The sequence below is a fragment of the Streptomyces toyocaensis genome, assembly GCF_000725125.1.
Lineage (GTDB): Bacteria > Actinomycetota > Actinomycetes > Streptomycetales > Streptomycetaceae > Streptomyces > Streptomyces toyocaensis.
Map to the genome: position 1 here is coordinate 73,773 of NZ_JFCB01000012.1, position 17,411 is coordinate 91,183.

Annotated in this window: 16 protein-coding genes and 1 tRNA gene; 6 read left to right on the top strand and 11 right to left on the bottom strand. The window is 71.5% G+C overall.

What is annotated here, in order from left to right; translation table 11 throughout:
• Positions 1-40: 40 nt before the first annotated feature.
• Positions 41-526, bottom strand: coding sequence for a carboxymuconolactone decarboxylase family protein (locus BU52_RS15345; protein WP_037934284.1), 486 nt, complete (start codon positions 524-526; stop codon positions 41-43).
• Between the two features lie 56 nt (positions 527-582).
• Complete coding sequence (locus BU52_RS15350) at positions 583-1,410, bottom strand: exodeoxyribonuclease III (protein ID WP_078903251.1); 828 nt, start codon at positions 1,408-1,410, stop codon at positions 583-585.
• Positions 1,411-1,460: 50 nt separating this feature from the next.
• Between BU52_RS15350 and BU52_RS15355 the strand changes: the two genes are divergently transcribed.
• On the top strand, positions 1,461-1,937 hold the full coding sequence (locus tag BU52_RS15355; protein WP_037934061.1) for a GNAT family N-acetyltransferase: 477 nt from the start codon (positions 1,461-1,463) through the stop codon (positions 1,935-1,937).
• 571 nt (positions 1,938-2,508) lie between these two features.
• Here the strand turns inward: BU52_RS15355 and BU52_RS15360 are convergent.
• From BU52_RS15360 to galU, 8 genes are all read right to left on the bottom strand, one after another.
• The gene (locus BU52_RS15360) at positions 2,509-2,916 is read right to left on the bottom strand and encodes a hypothetical protein (protein ID WP_037934063.1); all 408 of its coding nucleotides are present in this window, start codon (positions 2,914-2,916) and stop codon (positions 2,509-2,511) included.
• Positions 2,917-3,494: 578 nt separating this feature from the next.
• A tRNA-Ala gene (locus BU52_RS15365) sits at positions 3,495-3,568 on the bottom strand.
• A 60-nt stretch (positions 3,569-3,628) separates the two neighbouring features.
• Entirely contained in the window at positions 3,629-4,816 is a 1,188-nt protein-coding gene (sepX, locus tag BU52_RS15370; protein WP_037934065.1) for a divisome protein SepX/GlpR, read from the bottom strand.
• A 173-nt stretch (positions 4,817-4,989) separates the two neighbouring features.
• On the bottom strand, positions 4,990-5,643 hold the full coding sequence (locus BU52_RS15375; RefSeq protein WP_037934068.1) for a GNAT family N-acetyltransferase: 654 nt from the start codon (positions 5,641-5,643) through the stop codon (positions 4,990-4,992).
• Positions 5,644-5,669: 26 nt separating this feature from the next.
• On the bottom strand, positions 5,670-6,212 hold the full coding sequence (locus tag BU52_RS15380; protein ID WP_051858228.1) for a MogA/MoaB family molybdenum cofactor biosynthesis protein: 543 nt from the start codon (positions 6,210-6,212) through the stop codon (positions 5,670-5,672).
• Positions 6,209-6,748, bottom strand: coding sequence for a cyclic pyranopterin monophosphate synthase MoaC (moaC, locus tag BU52_RS15385; protein WP_037934291.1), 540 nt, complete (start codon positions 6,746-6,748; stop codon positions 6,209-6,211). Before moaC ends, BU52_RS15380 begins: the two co-directional genes overlap by 4 nt.
• Before the next feature lie 86 nt (positions 6,749-6,834).
• Positions 6,835-8,157 (bottom strand): molybdotransferase-like divisome protein Glp, encoded by a 1,323-nt coding sequence (gene glp / locus BU52_RS15390; RefSeq protein WP_037934071.1) that lies wholly within the window; start codon positions 8,155-8,157, stop codon positions 6,835-6,837.
• Complete coding sequence (gene galU / locus BU52_RS15395) at positions 8,154-9,065, bottom strand: UTP--glucose-1-phosphate uridylyltransferase GalU (RefSeq protein WP_037934293.1); 912 nt, start codon at positions 9,063-9,065, stop codon at positions 8,154-8,156. The genes glp and galU overlap by 4 nt, the downstream gene beginning before the upstream one ends.
• Positions 9,066-9,157: 92 nt before the next feature.
• On the opposite strand from galU, the gene BU52_RS15400 reads away from it, so the two are divergent.
• On the top strand, positions 9,158-9,772 hold the full coding sequence (locus BU52_RS15400) for a 5-formyltetrahydrofolate cyclo-ligase (protein WP_037934073.1): 615 nt from the start codon (positions 9,158-9,160) through the stop codon (positions 9,770-9,772).
• An 80-nt stretch (positions 9,773-9,852) separates the two neighbouring features.
• Here BU52_RS15400 and BU52_RS15405 read toward each other — a convergent pair whose 3' ends face one another.
• Positions 9,853-12,681 carry a penicillin acylase family protein gene (locus tag BU52_RS15405; protein ID WP_037934076.1) on the bottom strand — a complete coding sequence of 943 codons (2,829 nt, stop codon included), beginning with the start codon at positions 12,679-12,681 and terminating at the stop codon, positions 9,853-9,855.
• A gap of 215 nt (positions 12,682-12,896) precedes the next feature.
• On the opposite strand from BU52_RS15405, the gene BU52_RS15410 reads away from it, so the two are divergent.
• The 4 genes from BU52_RS15410 (at position 12,897) to BU52_RS15425 (ending at position 17,292) form a co-directional block, all read left to right on the top strand.
• Positions 12,897-14,453, top strand: coding sequence for a potassium/proton antiporter (locus BU52_RS15410; protein ID WP_037934079.1), 1,557 nt, complete (start codon positions 12,897-12,899; stop codon positions 14,451-14,453).
• 228 nt (positions 14,454-14,681) lie between these two features.
• On the top strand, positions 14,682-15,968 hold the full coding sequence (locus BU52_RS15415; RefSeq protein WP_037934082.1) for an MFS transporter: 1,287 nt from the start codon (positions 14,682-14,684) through the stop codon (positions 15,966-15,968).
• Positions 15,969-16,035: 67 nt separating this feature from the next.
• Positions 16,036-16,359 (top strand): FmdB family zinc ribbon protein, encoded by a 324-nt coding sequence (locus tag BU52_RS15420; protein WP_037934085.1) that lies wholly within the window; start codon positions 16,036-16,038, stop codon positions 16,357-16,359.
• Positions 16,360-16,449: 90 nt separating this feature from the next.
• On the top strand, positions 16,450-17,292 hold the full coding sequence (locus BU52_RS15425) for an S-methyl-5'-thioadenosine phosphorylase (RefSeq protein WP_107061176.1): 843 nt from the start codon (positions 16,450-16,452) through the stop codon (positions 17,290-17,292).
• Positions 17,293-17,411: the final 119 nt, after the last annotated feature.

Below are 17,411 nucleotides of genomic sequence, written 5' to 3' on the forward strand. Positions count from 1 at the left end.
CTCGGTCAGCCGTCCGTCGGGTCCCCGGCGGCACCGGTGCTCACCGGCGGGCTCCCCGCCGGCCGGCGCCGGGCACCTTGGCCGTGCCCAGGGCGATGCGGTTCCACGTGTTGGCGGCGAGGATCAGCGCGAGCAGGCGGGCCAGTTCGTCCTCGGCGAACGACGCGGCCGCACGGCGGTAGACCGCGTCGGGCACTCCGCCGCCGGAGACGAGGGTGACCGCTTCGGCGAGGTCGAGTGCGGCCTGCTCGGGCTCCGTGAAGAAGTTCCGCGCCTCCCGCCACACGGAGATCATGTGCAGCCGCTCCTCGCTCTCCCCCGCCTCGCGGGCGTCGGAGGTGTGCAGGTGCAGGCAGTAGGCGCAGCCGTTGAGCTGCGAGGACCGGATCTGGACCAGCTCGGCGAGTGCCGGGTCCAGTCCCTCGCGGGCCGCCGCGTCGAAGGAGATGAGCGCCTTGAACGCCTTGGGCACCGCCTCGGCGAAGTCGACGCGGATGCTGCCGGTGGTGGTGCCCTCGTCCGTCATGGCCACGACGCTACGGCTGTGAAGTACCTGCGGCAGGGTTCATTCCGGTGCCCGGATCACGGGTCAATCCGCCCGCCGGGAGCGCCCTCGAAGACCACCGTCACCGGCGCGTGGTCCGACCAGCGCTCGGCGTGCGTGGCGGCGCGCTCCACGTACGCCTTGACCGCGCGGCCCGCGAGCCCGGGGGTCGCCACCGCGAGGTCGATGCGCCACCCCGTGTCGTTGTCGAAGGCCCGGCCGCGGTACGACCACCAGGTGTACGGCCCGTCCACGTCCGGGTGCAGCGCCCGGACGACGTCCACGTAGCCGCCGTCGGCCGGGGCGAGGACCCGGGACAGCCACGCGCGCTCCTCCGGCAGGAACCCCGAGTTCTTGGTGTTCCCGCGCCAGTTCCTGAGGTCGGCCTTCTCGTGGGCGATGTTCCAGTCCCCGCAGACCACGACCTCCCGCCCGTCGGCCGCGGCCCGCTCCCGCAGCTCCTTGAGGTACGCGAGGAACTCGTCCATGAACCGCGTCTTCTCCTCCTGCCGCTCGGTGCCGACCTCCCCGGAGGGCAGGTAGAGCGAGGCGACGGTCACGCCGGGCAGGTCCGCTTCCACGTACCGCCCGCTGCCGTCGAACTCCTCCGACCCGAACCCGATCCGCACGCTGTCGGGCTCACGCCGGGTGTACAGGGACACCCCCGCGCGCCCCTTCGCCGCGGCGGGCGCGTGCACCACGTGCCACCCCCCGGGCTCCCGCACCTGCTCCGGCAGCTGCCCGGCCTCCGCCCGCACCTCCTGCAGACACAGCACATCGGCGGAGGTCCCGGCCAGCCACTCCACGAATCCCTTCCTGGCGGCGGCCCGCAGTCCATTGACGTTGACAGAGGTCACAGTGAGCATCACGGCACGATACGACACAGCACGTCCGGGCGTGTTTTACGGTGTTCGGCATGGATATCCGCCGGGTCCCCTACGACCACCCCGACGCCGTGAAGCTGGACGCCGAAGTCCAGGCCGAGTACCACGTCCGCTACGGCGACGGCGGCGACGCCACCCCCATGGACCCGGCGGACTTCGCGCCCCCGAACGGCGTCTACCTGATCGCGTACGACGCGGCCGGGGTCCCCGTCGCCTCCGGCGGCTGGCGCGTCAAGGACGCCAACGGCGAGGGCAACCTCGACGGCGACGCCGAGCTCAAGCGCATGTACGTGATCGAGCAGATGCGCGGCCGGGGCCTGGCCCGGCGCGTCCTGGCCGCCCTTGAGGAGGACGCGCGCGCCGCCGGCCGCGTCCGGATGGTCCTGGAGACCGGCACCAAGCAGCCGGAGGCCATCGCCCTGTACGCCTCCAGCGGCTACGAGCCCTGCGAGAAGTTCGGCTACTACCGCTTCCACGAGGACAGCCGCTGCTACGCCAAGGCTCTGTGACGCGAACGGAATGAGGGAGAGTTCCGACGTTCCCGCCACCGGCGGAGAAAGGCAGGACCAGGCCCCGGACAGGGAAGTGCGCGGGCATCGCCGGCGAGGTACTGGATCGCGTCCTGACCCTGACGGTGGCAGCGGCCCTCGGGCTGCCCGCCCTCGGCCTCCGGCCAGACCGGCACCGGCACCGGCGAAACGGCCGCACAGCCGCGCACTCCGCGTCCCTCGCATCCGACGGATACCGGCGCACCAGGTCCGGATGATCAGCCGCGTTCCCGTACACGGCGCAGTACGGCTTCTCGAGCACGAGGCTCGCTGCCTCGGGCCATCGAACTCACCGCTCAGCCTCAGAACGAGATCACCGAATGGCCGTCGGCGCACCACCTCGGCGGACGGCGCTTTCACCGTCCGCCGAGCAGGGACAGCGGGCGCGGACACCCCATGCACCCGGAAGTGCGGAGACCTCCGTGCTCTCGAGTGCCGCGCCCGCCTTGCACCCCCGGCTGACCGGATCCACGCATCAGTCCCGGATCTCTCCGACACACTCCTCCGTGGGCTGTCCACCGGGGATCGGGGCTCAGCCGGTCGAGGCGGACGCCCAGCCGGACGAGCGGATCACCAAGTCGGCTTCACCCATCGCCGTCAAGCAGGGTCCGTCGCAGACGAGGGCCTTGAAGTTCACCGTGGTGTTCTCGGGAAGGTCGTAGTTGCAGTCCTTCGTGTCGTTGTATCCGTCTGGGTTGTCGCAGACATAGTGATTGCTGAAGCCGTAATAGAACGTCACGCCGGGTCTGTACCCATCCTGGGCCGTGTCCTTCACGTAGAAGTGGTCCCCGTAGGACTCAAAGCAGACCCTCGCCCCTGTGACGCTGACGCAGGTCTCGACCGCCGCAGCCTGCGGAACCATGCCGACACCGAGGACAGTGATGACGGCGGCGCCGAGAACGGCAAACCTACCCAAAAACGAACGCAACAAGGCAATCATCCTTTTCCGATGTCATGATCGTTTCTCCAACGGGGCTCCAACTTAGTTGAGTTGATCTTCGCGCAAGATCATGACAGTGCGAAGTTGCGCAACTGTGATCAGTACCCGGAACCTGGTGACCACAGGCTGGAGAACCACTCGGGCGTCGCCTCCACGGTGCCGGTGCCCTGCACGGACCGAGGTGGAGAAGGCAGAGGGCTGTGCGCTGGTTGGCACGCGCCACCGCCCGCACCGGCCGCGCCCGGCTTTCCGCCCCTGACCGCGAGCCGCAGCGATCGCGCCGCGCCTCCGGCACCGGATGGACACTGGGAGGTCCGCTTCGCGGACGCCGTCTCGGCCAAAGGCTGGGAGAGCCTTGCGCAATAAGCTGGTGCGAACACCTACCGTGCCTGGGTCACCATGCGCACCGCGCCCCGGACCACCACGGAGACGGCGCGACACCTGCTGGATCACTTCTGCCAGTACTGGGCATCCGTGAACCACGGACCGCCGTCGAAGGCCGAGTGACGGCTGCGACAGCAACGCCGAGGCAACACGAAGAAGCCCCCGCCGATTTCTCGGCGGGGGCTCAGCTGCGGTGGACCTGAGGGGATTTGAACCCCTGGCCCCCTCGATGCGAACGAGGTGCGCTACCGGACTGCGCCACAGGCCCTTGCAACGAGTGAAACTTTAGCATCCCGATCGGGGTGCTCGGAAATCCGTTGACCGGGGGCTACTCGTTGGCGGCCTTCGGACGCTCGCCGTCCTCGTACTGGTCGAAGAGGGGCGTGCGGCCGCGTTCGCGGGAGCGGCGGGCCGAGGCCGCGCGGCGGGCGTCGCTGCGCTCGTCGGCGGGGACGGGGTCGGGGTCGGCCTCCTCGGCGGCGGCCGGCGCCGCCTCCTCGGCCGGTACCGCGCTCGAGCGGGCCGAGCTCCAGGTGTCCGGCGCGCCGAGGTCCACGTCGCCGGTGGCGCGCGGGGCGACCGGGGCCGTCACGTACGTCGGGAGCGGCACCGGCACGGGGTCCCAGCTGTCGCCGCCCTGGCCGGGGCGCCGCTGCCGCTCGCGCTGCTGGTCGACCCACTCGGCGTGATCGGTCTGCTCGACGAGCGCGCGCCGGTCCGCGGCGAGCGCGGTGAGGTCCGGGTCGGCGACGGCTCCGGCTTCCGGCCCCTCCGGTTCGTCGGGGTCGGCCTCGTCGACGGGCGGGCGGCGGCGCGGCTGGCGCTCACGCAGCCGCTGCGCGGCGACCTCGGCCTGGCGGCGGTCCATCTGGTAGGCGAAGCGGCGGCGTTCCTGGGAGCGCAGGTAGGCGATGTACGCGCTCAGCAGCACGGCCGGGGCGCCGGGGGCCCAGAGGAAGGTCAGTCCGCCGACCGCCGCGACGACCGCGCCGAGCGTGAAGGCGAGGAAGAGGAGCGTGGTGGTGCGCCGACGGCGGGCCAGCACCTTCGTGCGCCGGGCGCGGGCGGCGGCGGCCTGCGCCGCGCGCACCTCGGAGGGCCGGCGGGCGGACGGGATGCGTCCCGGCGCGACGGCGGGTGCGGACGCCGGGCGCCTTCCCACGCCCTCGCGGGGCGGCCCGGACGCCGGTTCCGGCAGTTCCTCGGGGGGTGACGGTACGGGCGCCTGGGTCTGCGGACGGGTCTGGGACACGGCGAAGGCCCGGACGTCCACCGAGTCGGTGATCGCGTCCGGGTCGTGCGCGCCCTGCTCCCCCTCGTCGGCGGAGCGCGCCTGCAGGTCCTTGGCGTACCGGCGCTCCATGCCCGCCCGTCCGGACAACAATCGGATGGCGGTGCTGAAGCGTTCCGTGGGACGGGCCTCGTTCAGCTCGTCCTGCCTACGGAGCCACATCGGCACCAAGTAGGCGGCCCAGGCCCCGACAATGACTGCGTAGATGAGGCCGCTGCTGCTCACGCCTCACACGGTAGAGGGGTTTGGACGGGGCCATCCGCCAATTGAGCCGGTGTGTCGCACGATCTGGCTGATATTTCGAACTTTTTTTGTGACCGATGCGATCAGACAGCCACTCGAACCCGGAAATTCCGTGCCCGAAGACGGTCACCTCTCGCATTAATTCGAACGTTTATTCAATTTCCTGGTCCGTGCGGGATTCCCCGGTTGCGCCGGTCGTGTCCCGGCAGCTCCTGGCCGGTCCGCTCCTGAGAGCGTGCCCGATGCCAGCGGGCGAGCAAACCGCCGGGGACTTCCTCCGCCGTGAGCGCGAAGACGAGATGGTCCCGCCAGGCCCCGTCGATGTGGAGATATCGGGGCCGCAGCCCCTCCTCGCGGAATCCGAGTTTCTCCACCACCCTGCGGCTCGGCCCGTTCTCCGGACGAATGCAGACCTCGATGCGGTGCAGGCCGACCGTGCGGAAACAGTGGTCCACGGCCATCGCCACGGCCGTCGGCACCACTCCCCGCCCCGCCACGGACTCGTCCACCCAGTACCCGACATGGCCCGAGCACATGGAGCCCCAGGTGATCCCCGCGACCGTCAACTGGCCTACCAGACGGCCCTGGTACTCGATGACGAACGGCAGCATCCGGCCGGCGTTCGCCTCCGAGCGGAGGTGGCGGACCATCTGACGGTAGGTCGGGCGGTGCGTGATCGGGCCGCTCGGGGTGGGCGGCGGGATCGTCGCCTCCCAGGGGCGCAGCCAGTCGCGGTTGCGCCGGTTGACCTCGCGCCAGACCTTCTGGTCGCGCAGCTTGATCGGCCGGAGGACGATGTCGCCGTCCACCAGCTCGACCGGCCAGTGCGGGCTGTTCAGCTCGCACCCCCGCCACTGGCGTCCGGCCTGGGGTGGTCCCCGCCGCGGAGCTGGTCCACGGCATGCCGGAGCAGCGGTTCCAGGACGGCCAGGCCGTCCTTCACCCCGCCGCTGGACCCGGGCAGGTTGACGATCAGGGTCCGGCCCGCGACCCCGGCGACGCCCCGGGAGAGGGCGGCCGTGGGCACCTTGTCCCGGCCGTACGCGCGGATGGCCTCCGGGATGCCGGGGACCTCGTGGTCGATCACCCGGCGGGTCGCCTCGGGGGTGCGGTCGGTCGGCGAGACGCCGGTGCCGCCGGTGGTCACGACGACGTCGTACCCGGCGTCGGCGCCCGCGCGCAGGGCGGCCTCGACGGGGTCGCCGTCGGGGACCACCTGAGGCCCGTCGACCGCGAAACCGAAGCGCCGCAGGCCCTCCGCGACCAGCGGGCCGCCCTTGTCCTCGTAGACACCGGCGGCGGCCCGGTTGGAGGCCGTGACCACCAGCGCGCTGTACGGCTCGAGGAGCGCGCCGCCGGCCGTCGCGTCGAGTGTCATGCCCGGCTCCAGTCGCCCGACGTGCCGCCCGTCTTCTGCTCCACCCGCACGTCCGTGATGACCGCCTCCTTGTCGACCGCCTTGACCATGTCGATCACGGTGAGCGCGGCGACCGACACCGCGGTGAGCGCCTCCATCTCGACGCCCGTGCGGTCCGTCGTCTTCACGGTCGCCGCGATCTCCACGGCGTCGTCCGCGACCGACAGGTCCAGTTTCACACCGGAGACCGACAACGGGTGGCACAGCGGGATCAGGTCCGGGGTGCGCTTGGCGCCCATGATGCCCGCGATGCGCGCGGTGGCCAGGGCGTCGCCCTTGGGGACGCCCTCGCCGCGCAGCAGCTCGATCACGCGCGGGGAGACGAGGACGCGGCCGGTGGCCCGCGCGGTGCGCGCGGTGACGTCCTTGGCGGACACGTCGACCATCCGGGCGGCGCCCGCCTCGTCGATGTGGGTCAGACGGGACTGCCCGGAGGGTCCGGAGGGTCCGGCGGGTTCGGAGGGTCCGGGGGTGGCCCCCCGGGATGGCACGGTCATGATCGTGTGGCGCTCCCGGTCCTGGCCCGTCGCGGTGCGGCGCACGGGCCTGCTGTGCGCGACACGGTACCGCCAACCGGGGGTGCTCAGCCGAGCAGGACCACCTCGACCTCGGTGCCGGGCGTGACGGACTCGGTGTCCTCCGGGACGACGATCAGGGCGTCGGCCCGCGCGAGGGCCGCCACGAGGTGCGATCCGGCGCCGCCCACCGGCGTCACCGTGCCGTCGGCGTACCGGCCGCGCAGGAACTGACGGCGGCCCTTCGGCGAGGTCAGTGCCCGGCTCGCGGTGAGCTTCGCGCGGGTCCTCGGCCGGTGCACGTCCGTCAGACCCATCAGGGTGCGGATGGCGGGGCGGACGAACAGCTCGAAGGAGACGTAGGAGGAGACCGGGTTGCCCGGCAGGGCGAGCAGCGGGGTGTGGTCGGGGCCGATGGAGCCGAAGCCCTGGGGCTTGCCCGGCTGCATGGCGAGGCGGCGGAAGTCGACGCCGCTGCCGGGCTCGTCCTCGTCGGCGGTGTACGACAGCGCCTCCTTGACGACGTCGTACGCTCCGACGCTCACGCCGCCGGTGGTGACCATCAGGTCGGCGCGGACGAGCTGGTCCTCGATGGTGTCCCGCAGGGTCGCGGCGTCGTCGGCGACGGCGCCCACGCGGTAGGCGATCGCCCCGGCGTCCCGCGCGGCGGCGGTCAGGGCGAAGCTGTTGGAGTCGTAGATCTGACCCGGACGCAGTTCCTCGTCGGGCTGGACGAGTTCGCTGCCGGTGGAGAGCACCACCACGCGCGGGCGCGGGCGCACCCGGACCGTGCCGCGGCCGATGGCGGCCAGCAGGGAGATCTGCGGAGGGCCGAGGACGGTGCCGGCCGCCAGGGCACGGTCACCGGCCCTGACGTCGCTGCCCTGGGCACGCACGTGCGCGCGCGGCCCGGCCGGGCGGTACACGTTCACCTGCCCGGTGGCGCCCTCGGGGGCCAGGCTGCGGGCGCGCATCCCGGCGGCCGGGCCCTCCCCCAGGCCGCCGTCGGTCCACTCGACGGGGACGACCGTCTCGGCGCCCGGCGGGAGCGGGGCGCCGGTCATGATGCGGGCGGCCTGACCGGGACCGACGTGGAGGAGTTCGGCCTGTCCCGCGGCGACGTCCCCGACGACCTCGAGAGCCGCCGGGTACTGCTCACTGGCGCCCGCGACGTCCGCGACCCGCACCGCGTACCCGTCCATGGAGCTGTTGTCGAACGGGGGCAGGGACACCGGCACCGTGACGTCCTCCACCAGGACGCAGCCCTGGGCGTCGAGGAGGTGCAGCTCGATGGGTTCGAGGGGACGGACGGTCCTGAGGATGTCGTCCAGGTGCTCGTCCACCGACCAGAGGTGGTCCGGGCCTGCGGAGCGGGGCGCGGCGGTGCTCAACGTTGCTGCATCTCCTCGGTGACGTACTGGTGGAGCCAGGTCCGGAAGTCCGGGCCGAGGTCCTCACGTTCGCACGCGAGTCGGACAATGGCACGCAGGTAGTCGCCACGGTCGCCGGTGTCATAGCGGCGGCCCTTGAAGACGACGCCGTGGACCGGGCCGCCGATCCTCTCGTCGGCCACGAGCTGCTGGAGGGCGTCGGTGAGCTGGATCTCGCCGCCGCGGCCGGGCTCGGTCTTGCGCAGTATGTCGAAGACGGCCGGGTCGAGGACGTAGCGGCCGATGATGGCGTAGTTCGAGGGCGCGTCCTCGGGGGCGGGCTTCTCGACCAGGCCGCCGATCTTCACGACGTCGGAGTCCGCGGTGGTCTCGACGGCGGCGCAGCCGTAGAGGTGGATCTGCTCGGGAGCCACCTCCATGAGCGCGATGACGCTGCCGCCGTACTGCTGCTGGACGTCGATCATGCGCTGGAGCAGGGGGTCGCGCGGGTCGATCAGGTCGTCACCGAGGAGGACGGCGAAGGGCTCGTGGCCGACGTGCGGGGCGGCGCACAGCACGGCGTGGCCGAGCCCCTTCGGGTCGCCCTGACGCACGTAGTGCATGGTGGCCAGGTCGCTGGACTCCTGCACCTTGGCGAGGCGGCCGGCGTCGCCCTTCTTCTGGAGGGCGGACTCCAGCTCGTAGTTGCGGTCGAAGTGGTCCTCCAGCGGGCGCTTGTTGCGGCCCGTCACCATGAGGACGTCGTCGAGACCGGCGGAGACGGCCTCTTCGACCACGTACTGGATCGCCGGCTTGTCGACGACCGGCAGCATCTCCTTGGGAGTGGCCTTGGTGGCCGGCAGGAACCGGGTACCGAGACCGGCTGCGGGGATGACAGCCTTGCTGATCCGAGGGTGTGACTGTGACATGGCGGACACCATATCCGGTGCCTTTGCAGGGAATCTGCGGCTCCGGTCAATTACTGCTCATATGAGCATATTGGAACGGTACGGGTACAGACTTGAAACACAACGACCGCGCGGACGAGTCTGACAAGCGGGTGCTGCGACGCCAAATCCTTCAGGTGAGGCAAGGCCTGACGGCGGCTGACATGCGGGAATCCGCGACCGCCCTGGCCCGGCAGGCACGCGCGCTGCCCGAACTCCAGCAGGCGCGCACGGTGGCGGCGTACGTCTCCGTGGGGAGCGAACCCGGCACGCTCGCGCTGCTGGACACGCTGCGCGCGCGGGGCGTACGCGTCCTCCTGCCCGCGCTGCTGCCCGACAACGACCTCGACTGGGGCGTGTACACCGGGGAGGGATCCCTCGCACGGGTGCGGCACGGCGGACGCATGACCCTGTCCGAACCGGCCGGCGAGCGCCTCGGACCGGACGCCGTCACGGAGGCGGACGTCGTCCTGCTGCCCGGACTGGCCGTGGACGCACGGGGGATGCGGCTCGGGCGCGGCGGCGGCTCCTACGACCGTGTCCTCGCCCGGCTGGACCGCGCGGGCGCTCGTCCGGCCCTGGTGGTCCTGCTGTACGACTCCGAGGTGGTCGCCGACGTCCCCGCGGAACCGCACGACCGGCCGGTGCACGCCGTGGTGACACCGTCCGGGGTACGGCGGTTCGGCTGACCTCCCGGCGCACCCCCGGACACGCGATCGGCCCCCACGCGTGCGCGTGGAGGCCGATGGGGCGGTGGGCCGGCCCCGGGTCAGGGCTTGAGCAGCAGGGTGTCGCTCGTGCCGTCCTTGACCGCCTTGTCGGAGAACGGCCACTCCAGCAGCTCGCCCTCGGCCCACTTGTCCGTCTGGTCGACGTAATGGGCGCTGTAGGCGTGCCCCGAGGCGCCGGTGAGGTTGATCCACCGCGACTTGTCGAGGTCGCCGAGGTTCACCACCATCCGCATGGACGGCACCCACACGACCTGGTAGCCGCCTGCCGCGTTCCAGCCGGTCGCGTTGACCGTCGCCTCGCCCCCGCCGAGCTTCCACGGGCCGCGGTTGAGGACGTACTGCAGGAAGCCGGGGCCCTCGGTGCCGAGCGTCTGATTCTTCAGGAACAGGCGGTGCAGCCGGCCCCAGCTCCAGGAGTCGATGTCCTTGCCGAGCTTGGCGGTCAGCTCCCAGCGGGCGTCGATCATGGCCCGCTTGAACAGCTCGTCACGGTTGTCGGCGCCGGGACGGGTGCCCCTCTTGGGCGTCGTCCACCACTCGCTGTCCTTGTCCTCCTTCAGCTGGCGGACCACCTCGAACCAGCGGTCGCCGCCGTCCGGCTGCGCCTGGTCGGCGGCGCGCCGGCCGCACTCGCGGACCTTGCCCGTCTCGTCGGCGGGACCGGTGGTGTTGACCGGGTCGACCCACAGGCACTGGCCCTCCACCCGCAGCTCCTTGGGCAGCTTGTGGCCGAAGGCGAGCTTAAGGATGTTGCGCCACACGGCGTTGAAGTAGGCGGCGGCGGCCGAGTCGGCGTCCTGGGTGTAGTCCCAGCCCTCCAGCAGCTTCTGCGCCTCGCGCACGGCCTTGTCGCCGGTGTCGATCTTCAGCAGGTCGGGCACCAGCAGCCTGGCGACGGAGCTCGAGTTGTCGAGCTGCATCTGCCGCATGTCCTCGGTGGAGATCTTGCCGCCGTCCTTGATCTTCGTCTGGATCAGGTCGGTGATGCGCTGACTGCGGGCGCCGTAACCCCAGTCCGTGGTCAGCGTGTAGGGGTAGTCCTCGCCGACGACGGCCTGGTTGGCGGTGACGATGTAGCCGCGCTCCGGGTCGTACTCGAAGGGCAGCGCGTCCTGCTCGATCCAGCCGGTCCACCGGTAGTCGGGGTTCCAGCCCGGGGCCGGGACGGAGCCGTCGTGCTTCTCCGCGCGGGTGGGGATCTTGCCCGGCAGCGTGTAGCCGATGTGGCCCTCGGTGTCCGCGTAGACGAGGTTCTGCGACGGCACCTCGAACAGCGCGGCCGCCTCGCGGAAGTCGTCCCAGTTCTTCGCGCGGTTGATGGCGAAGACGGAGTCCATGGTGCGGCCGGGGTCCAGCGCGGTCCAGCGCAGGGCGACGCCGTAGCCGTCGCCCCGGTCGGGGGCGGAGCTGTCGACGGTGGCCTTCTTGCCGGTCCTCACGAGTTCGTCGGAACGGTCGGACAGCAGCGGGCCGTTGTTGGTCTCGCGGACGACGATCTTCTGCGCCGTGCCGCCGGCGACCTCGATGGTCTCTTCACGGGTCTCGAACGGCACGACCTTGCCGTCGTACTGGTAGCCGTCGCCGGTGATCTTCTCCAGGTAGAGGTCGGTGACGTCGACGCCCGAGTTGGTCAGGCCCCAGGCGATGTCCTGGTTGTGGCCGATTATGACGCCGGGCATGCCCGCGAAGGTGTAGCCGGTCACGTCGTACTGGCACGTGGCCGAGACGCTGCGGCAGTGCAGGCCCATCTGGTACCAGACCGACGGCAGCGCGGCCGACAGGTGCGGGTCGTTGGCGAGCAGCGGCTCGCCGGTGATGGTGTGGTCACCGGAGACGACCCAGGAGTTGGAGCCGATGCCGTCGCCGTTGACGCCGACGGCGGTGGGCAGGTCCCGCAGAACCTCCTGGAGGCCCGTGAGCTGACTCTCCAGGGCGGAGCCGCCGGTGCCGGTGCCTGTACCCGTGCCGGTGCCTGTACCCGTGCCCGTGCCGGTTCCCGTGCCGGTGCCGGTTCCCGTGCCCGTTCCGGTGCCGGTTCCTGTACCCGTGCCGGTCCCGTTCCCGGTTCCCGTCGCCCCGCCCTGCTCGTACGCCCCGGTGAGCTCGTTGTACTGGCCCTCCTGGATCACCGGCTTGTTCCTGCCGTACGGGTACTCCGGGTACAGATCGGCGATCTGCTGGGGACCGAGGCGGCTGGTCATCAGCGCGCGGTCGATCTCGTCCTGCATGTTGCCGCGCAGGTCCCAGGCCATCGCCTTCAGCCAGGCCACGGAGTCGACCGGCGTCCACTCACCGGGCCTGTAGTCGTTCTCGAAGCCCAGCGCCGCGTACTCCAGGGAGATCTCCTTGCCCTCCTTGCCCGCCAGATAGGCGTTGACCCCCTTGGCGTACGCCTGGAGGTACTTCTTCGTGGCGGGGGAGAGCTTCTTGTCGTACTCCTCCTTGGCGACCCGGTCCCAGCCCAGCGTGCGCAGGAACTCGTCGTTGTCGACCTGGCCCTTGCCGAACATCTCCGACAGGCGCCCGGCGGTCATGTGCCGGCGCACGTCCATCTCGTAGAACCGGTCCTGCGCCTGGACGTAGCCCTGCGCCATGAACAGGTCCTCGTCGGAGGAGGCGTAGATCTGGGGGATGCCGTAGCCGTCGCGTCTGACGTCGACGGTCCCCGACAGGCCCTGGAGCGTGAGGGAGCCCTTGGTCTGCGGGAAGGAGGCGCGCACGGTGCTGACGGACCAGTACCCCCCGTAGGCGACACCGCCGATCAGGGCCAGCACGAGGACGAGCACGACCAGACGGGCTCTGCGCCCTTTCTTCCTGCCGGACGTGCCGGCCTGCTGACCCGTGGAGGCGGTGGTGTCGGTGGGCATCGCTGTCCTTGCTGTCCTAACGCGAGCGGCAGGTCGGGCTGTGCTTTTAACTGAGCGCTGGAGCAACGATAGGCGCAGGGCTCCGCGCCCCTTGACGCGGAGTCGGGAACCAGCCCGGACGGACGTTCGATCTTGCCCTCGTCAGCGTCAAGAACGCGTCAAGAGTTAGGTAAGGTAACGAAGTAGTTTGCCGCGGAAGCGGTGGATCGCATGCGATGTACGTGAGCTCACGCGCGGTGCGCCTGAGTCAGGGAAGGGAACGGCCGCTGACTGTCCACCACCTCAACCAGCTCCTGCTCATCAGCTCGATCGTCCTGCTCGTCGCCGTCGTCGCGGTCCGGATCTCCTCGCGCAGCGGGCTCCCCGGCCTGCTCGTCTACCTGGGCATCGGCATCGCCATCGGCCAGGACGGCATCGGCGACATCCAGTTCGACAACGCCGAGCTGACACAGGTCATCGGATACGCGGCCCTCGTCGTGATCCTGGCCGAGGGCGGTCTGGGGACCAAGTGGACCGAGATCAGACCGGTGCTGCCCGCCGCCTCCGCGCTCGCGCTGGCCGGCGTCGCGGTGAGCGTCGGGGTCACGGCGACCGCCGCGCACCTCCTGACCGGGCTGGAGTGGCGGCAGTCGCTCATCATCGGCGCGGTGGTGTCGTCGACCGACGCGGCGGCCGTGTTCTCGGTACTGCGGAGAGTGCCGCTCCCCGCACGGGTGAGGGGCACGCTGGAGGCCGAGTCCGGCTTCAACGACGCGCCCGTCGTCATCCTGGTCGTCGCCTTCTCCACGGCGGGACCGGTCGAGCACTGGTACGTGCTGCTCGGCGAGATACTGCTGGAGCTGGCCATCGGCGCCGCCGTCGGACTCGCGGTCGGCTGGCTGGGCTCCTGGGGGCTGCGGCACGTGGCCCTGCCCGCGTCCGGCCTCTACCCGATCGCCGTGACGGCCATCGCCGTCGCCGCCTACGCGGTCGGCGCGATCGCCCACGGCAGCGGATTCCTCGCCGTCTACCTGGCCTCCATGGTGCTGGGCAACGCCAAGCTGCCGCACTGGCCCGCCACGCGCGGCTTCGCCGAGGGGCTCGGCTGGATCGCCCAGATCGGCATGTTCGTCCTGCTCGGCCTGCTGGTCACCCCCCACGAACTGGGCGACGACATCGTGCCCGCCCTGGTCATCGGGCTGGCGCTGACCATGGTGGCCCGGCCGCTGAGCGTGGTGCTGTGCCTGCTGCCGTTCCGGGTGCCCTGGCAGGAGCAGACGCTGATGTCCTGGGCGGGGCTGCGCGGCGCCGTGCCCATCATCCTGGCGACGATCCCGATGGTGGAGGGCGTCGAGGCGAGCGAGAAGATCTTCAACATCGTCTTCGTCCTGGTCGTCGTCTACACCCTGATCCAGGGCCCGACGCTGCCCTGGCTGGCCCGCACGCTGCGCCTGGGCGGGGACCCCGGCGCCGCCGACCTCGGCATCGAGTCGGCGCCCCTGGAGCGGCTCAGCGGCCATCTGCTGTCGGTCGCCATCCCCGCCGGGTCGAAGATGCACGGCGTGGAGGTCGGCGAGTTGCGGCTGCCGGCCGGGTCCGCCGTCACCCTGGTCGTGCGGGAGGGGGCGTCCTTCGTGCCGCTGCCGTCGACGGTGCTGCGGCGCGGGGACGAACTCCTCGTCGTCGCCACGGACCCGGTGCGGGACGCCGCCGAACGGCGCCTGCGCGCGGTGGGGCGGGGCGGCAAGCTCGCCGGCTGGCTGGGCACCGACGAAACGCAGGCAGGAGGCTGAGGAGTGCTCCTTTTCACAGAAGCACAAGCCCCAGGTCCCTGTATTATGCAAGCGACCCCAGATCGAACCAACTCTGCCTGACGCAGAGCTGGCGCGACCGTATGGCGGCCGGAACGCCCTGAGCTGTGGCGCCGGCATCTACCGCAGTCAGCGCAAGAGGACAGCTCTCGGCGCACCCGCCCGGCCCGGCGCGGGCCCGCGCTACCAGGTGGCAGAAAGGCACGGGCCGTGGCATCCACGGTCACCACGTCGAAGGACCCGGCGGCCACCTCCCGTCCGGGATACGGCCGGCTGCTGCGCACGCGCGGCGCCTGGACGTTCCTCCTCCCCGGCTTCGCGGCACGCCAGCCGTTCGCGATGCTCACCCTCTCCATCGTGCTGCTGGTGCAGCACACCACCGGCTCGTACGGGGCGGCCGGCGCCGTCGCCGCCGTCACCGGTGTCGCCATGGCCCTGTTCGCCCCCTACAGCGGCCGCCTCGCGGACCGGCACGGGCAGCGCGCCGTGCTGGTGCCCGGTGTCCTGGCGCACGCGGTGTCCGGCCTCGCCCTCACCGCGCTGGCGCTCACCGACGCACCCCTGTGGGCGCTGTTCGCCGCCGCCGTGCCGACGGGCGCCTCGGTGCCGCAGATCGGCCCCATGGTGCGCGCCCGCTGGGGCGTCAGGCTCAAGGGCTCCCCGCTGATGGCGACCGCGGCGGCCTTCGAGTCCGTCACCGACGAGCTCACCTTCGTCGTCGGACCGCTGCTGGCCACGGCCCTGTGCACGGCCGTCGACCCGGCCGCCGGTCTGGTCACCGAGGCCGCGCTGACCCTGATCGGCGGACTGCTGTTCGCCGCCCAGAAGGGAACGCAGCCGCGGGTGGCCCGAGGCGGGCACGCGCGCGTGGAGCACGTTCCCGCGCTGCGCGTTCCCGGCGTGCGCGTGCTGATCGTGACCTTCCTCGGCATCGGTTCCGTCTTTGGCGGCATGCAGGTCTCGCTGGCCGCGTTCAGCGAGTCGATCGGCAACCCAGGGCTGAACGGCGTCCTCTACGGCGTCTTCGCCGCGGGCAACATGCTCGCCGGCATCGCCTGCGGCGCCATCTCCTGGAAGGCCGCCCCGCAGCGGCGCCTGATCGTCGCCCACGCGGCGCTCGCGCTGACCGCGTCCGCCCTGTGGACCGCCCACTCGGCGCTGCTGCTGGCCGGGGTCGGCCTCCTGGTCGGCATGTGCATCGCGCCGGCCCTGATCACCGGTTACACGCTGGTGGAGAGCCTGGTCCCGGCCGGGGCCCGTACCGAGGCCTTCACCTGGCTGACCGGCGCCGTCGCGCTCGGCCAGGCCGCGGCCGTCACGGTCGCCGGGCAACTGGAGGACCGCCTCAGGGACGGCGCCGGGTTCCTGGTGCCGATGGCCGGTACGGTGCTCGCCCTCGCGACACTGCTCGCGCTGCGGTCGCGGCTGGTGACGAGCCCGCGCGGGCTCACCGTGGCGCGTGGCGTGGGTCACCGCGAGCCCGTCGCAGTGGACTGAACCCACGGAATACGTCACTATGGACCGTCGTTAGCACTCATCGAGTGAGAGTGCCAGGAGGAAGACAGTGCCGACCTACCAGTACCAGTGCACCGAGTGCGGCGAGGGCCTCGAGGCGGTGCAGAAGTTCACCGACGACGCCCTCACCGAGTGCCCCAGCTGCCAGGGCCGCCTGAAGAAGGTCTTCTCTGCGGTCGGCATCGTCTTCAAGGGCTCCGGTTTCTACCGCAACGACAGCCGCGGCTCCTCGTCGAGCAGCTCGCCGGCGTCGTCCAAGGCCTCGGGCACCGCCTCCGCCTCCTCGTCCTCCTCGTCGGACTCCGGTTCCGGTTCGAGCGCGTCGTCCGGTTCGTCCGGCTCGGGCAGCTCCGCCGGCACCACCGCCGCGTAACGCCGGACTTTCGCCGGGCTTTCCAGGGGACCTCGTCGTCGTCCGACGACGGGGTCTTCGGCGTTCCCGGGGGCGGCTAGGGTGCGGAGCATGGCGAACATGGCGAAGGCCGAGATCGGCGTGATCGGCGGCTCCGGCTTCTACTCCTTCCTCGACGACGTGACCGAGGTCCAGGTCGACACCCCCTACGGGGCGCCCAGCGACTCCCTCTTCCTCGGCGAGGTGGCCGGGCGCCGGGTCGCCTTCCTGCCCCGGCACGGACGTGGTCACCATCTGCCGCCGCACCGCATCAACTACCGTGCCAACCTGTGGGCGCTGCGGTCGGTCGGCGCGCGCCAGATCCTCGGGCCGTGCGCGGTGGGCGGCCTGCGGCCCGAGTACGGGCCGGGCACGCTGCTGGTGCCGGACCAGCTCGTGGACCGCACCAGAACCCGGGTGGGCACGTACTTCGACGGGCTGCCGCTGCCCGACGGCACGGTGCCGAACGTGGTCCATGTGTCCCTGGCCGACCCCTACTGCCCCGCCGGGCGGGCGGCCGCGCTGAAGGCGGCGCGCGGCCGGGACTGGGAGCCGGTGGACGGCGGAACCCTGGTCGTGGTCGAGGGGCCGCGCTTCTCCACCCGCGCCGAATCGCTGTGGCACCGGACGCAGGGCTGGTCGGTGGTGGGCATGACCGGCCACCCCGAGGCGGCGCTCGCCCGCGAGCTGGAGCTCTGCTACAGCTCCCTGACGCTGGTCACCGACCTCGACGCCGGCGCGGAGACCGGTGAGGGCGTGTCCCACGACGAGGTGCTGCGGGTGTTCGCGGCCAACGTCGACCGGCTGCGGGGTGTGCTGTTCGACACGGTGGCCGCACTGCCCGCCACGGAGGAACGGGACTGCCCGTGCGCGTCGGCGCTGGGCGGGATGGACCCGGGGTTCCCGCTGCCGTAGTCGCACGGGGGGCCGTGGCCATACGAGGGGCCGTGACCACAGGAGGGTTGGCGGCCGTACGAGGGGGCGTGGCCCCACGCGAGGCGGTGGCCGTACGGGGGGGCGGAGCGCCCCGTTCG

Excerpts from the sequence above, each read along its gene's own strand:
- BU52_RS15345 (WP_037934284.1), bottom strand. The coding sequence starts at position 526 with ATGACGGACGAGGGCACCACCACCGGCAGCATCCGCGTCGACTTCGCC.
- BU52_RS15350 (WP_078903251.1), bottom strand. The coding sequence starts at position 1,410 with ATGCTCACTGTGACCTCTGTCAACGTCAATGGACTGCGGGCCGCCGCC.
- BU52_RS15355 (WP_037934061.1), top strand. The coding sequence starts at position 1,461 with ATGGATATCCGCCGGGTCCCCTACGACCACCCCGACGCCGTGAAGCTG.
- BU52_RS15360 (WP_037934063.1), bottom strand. The coding sequence starts at position 2,916 with ATGATTGCCTTGTTGCGTTCGTTTTTGGGTAGGTTTGCCGTTCTCGGC.
- BU52_RS15380 (WP_051858228.1), bottom strand. The coding sequence starts at position 6,212 with ATGACACTCGACGCGACGGCCGGCGGCGCGCTCCTCGAGCCGTACAGC.
- moaC (WP_037934291.1), bottom strand. The coding sequence starts at position 6,748 with ATGACCGTGCCATCCCGGGGGGCCACCCCCGGACCCTCCGAACCCGCC.
- galU (WP_037934293.1), bottom strand. The coding sequence starts at position 9,065 with ATGTCACAGTCACACCCTCGGATCAGCAAGGCTGTCATCCCCGCAGCC.
- BU52_RS15405 (WP_037934076.1), bottom strand. The coding sequence starts at position 12,681 with ATGCCCACCGACACCACCGCCTCCACGGGTCAGCAGGCCGGCACGTCC.
- BU52_RS15410 (WP_037934079.1), top strand. The coding sequence starts at position 12,897 with ATGTACGTGAGCTCACGCGCGGTGCGCCTGAGTCAGGGAAGGGAACGG.
- BU52_RS15425 (WP_107061176.1), top strand. The coding sequence starts at position 16,450 with ATGGCGAACATGGCGAAGGCCGAGATCGGCGTGATCGGCGGCTCCGGC.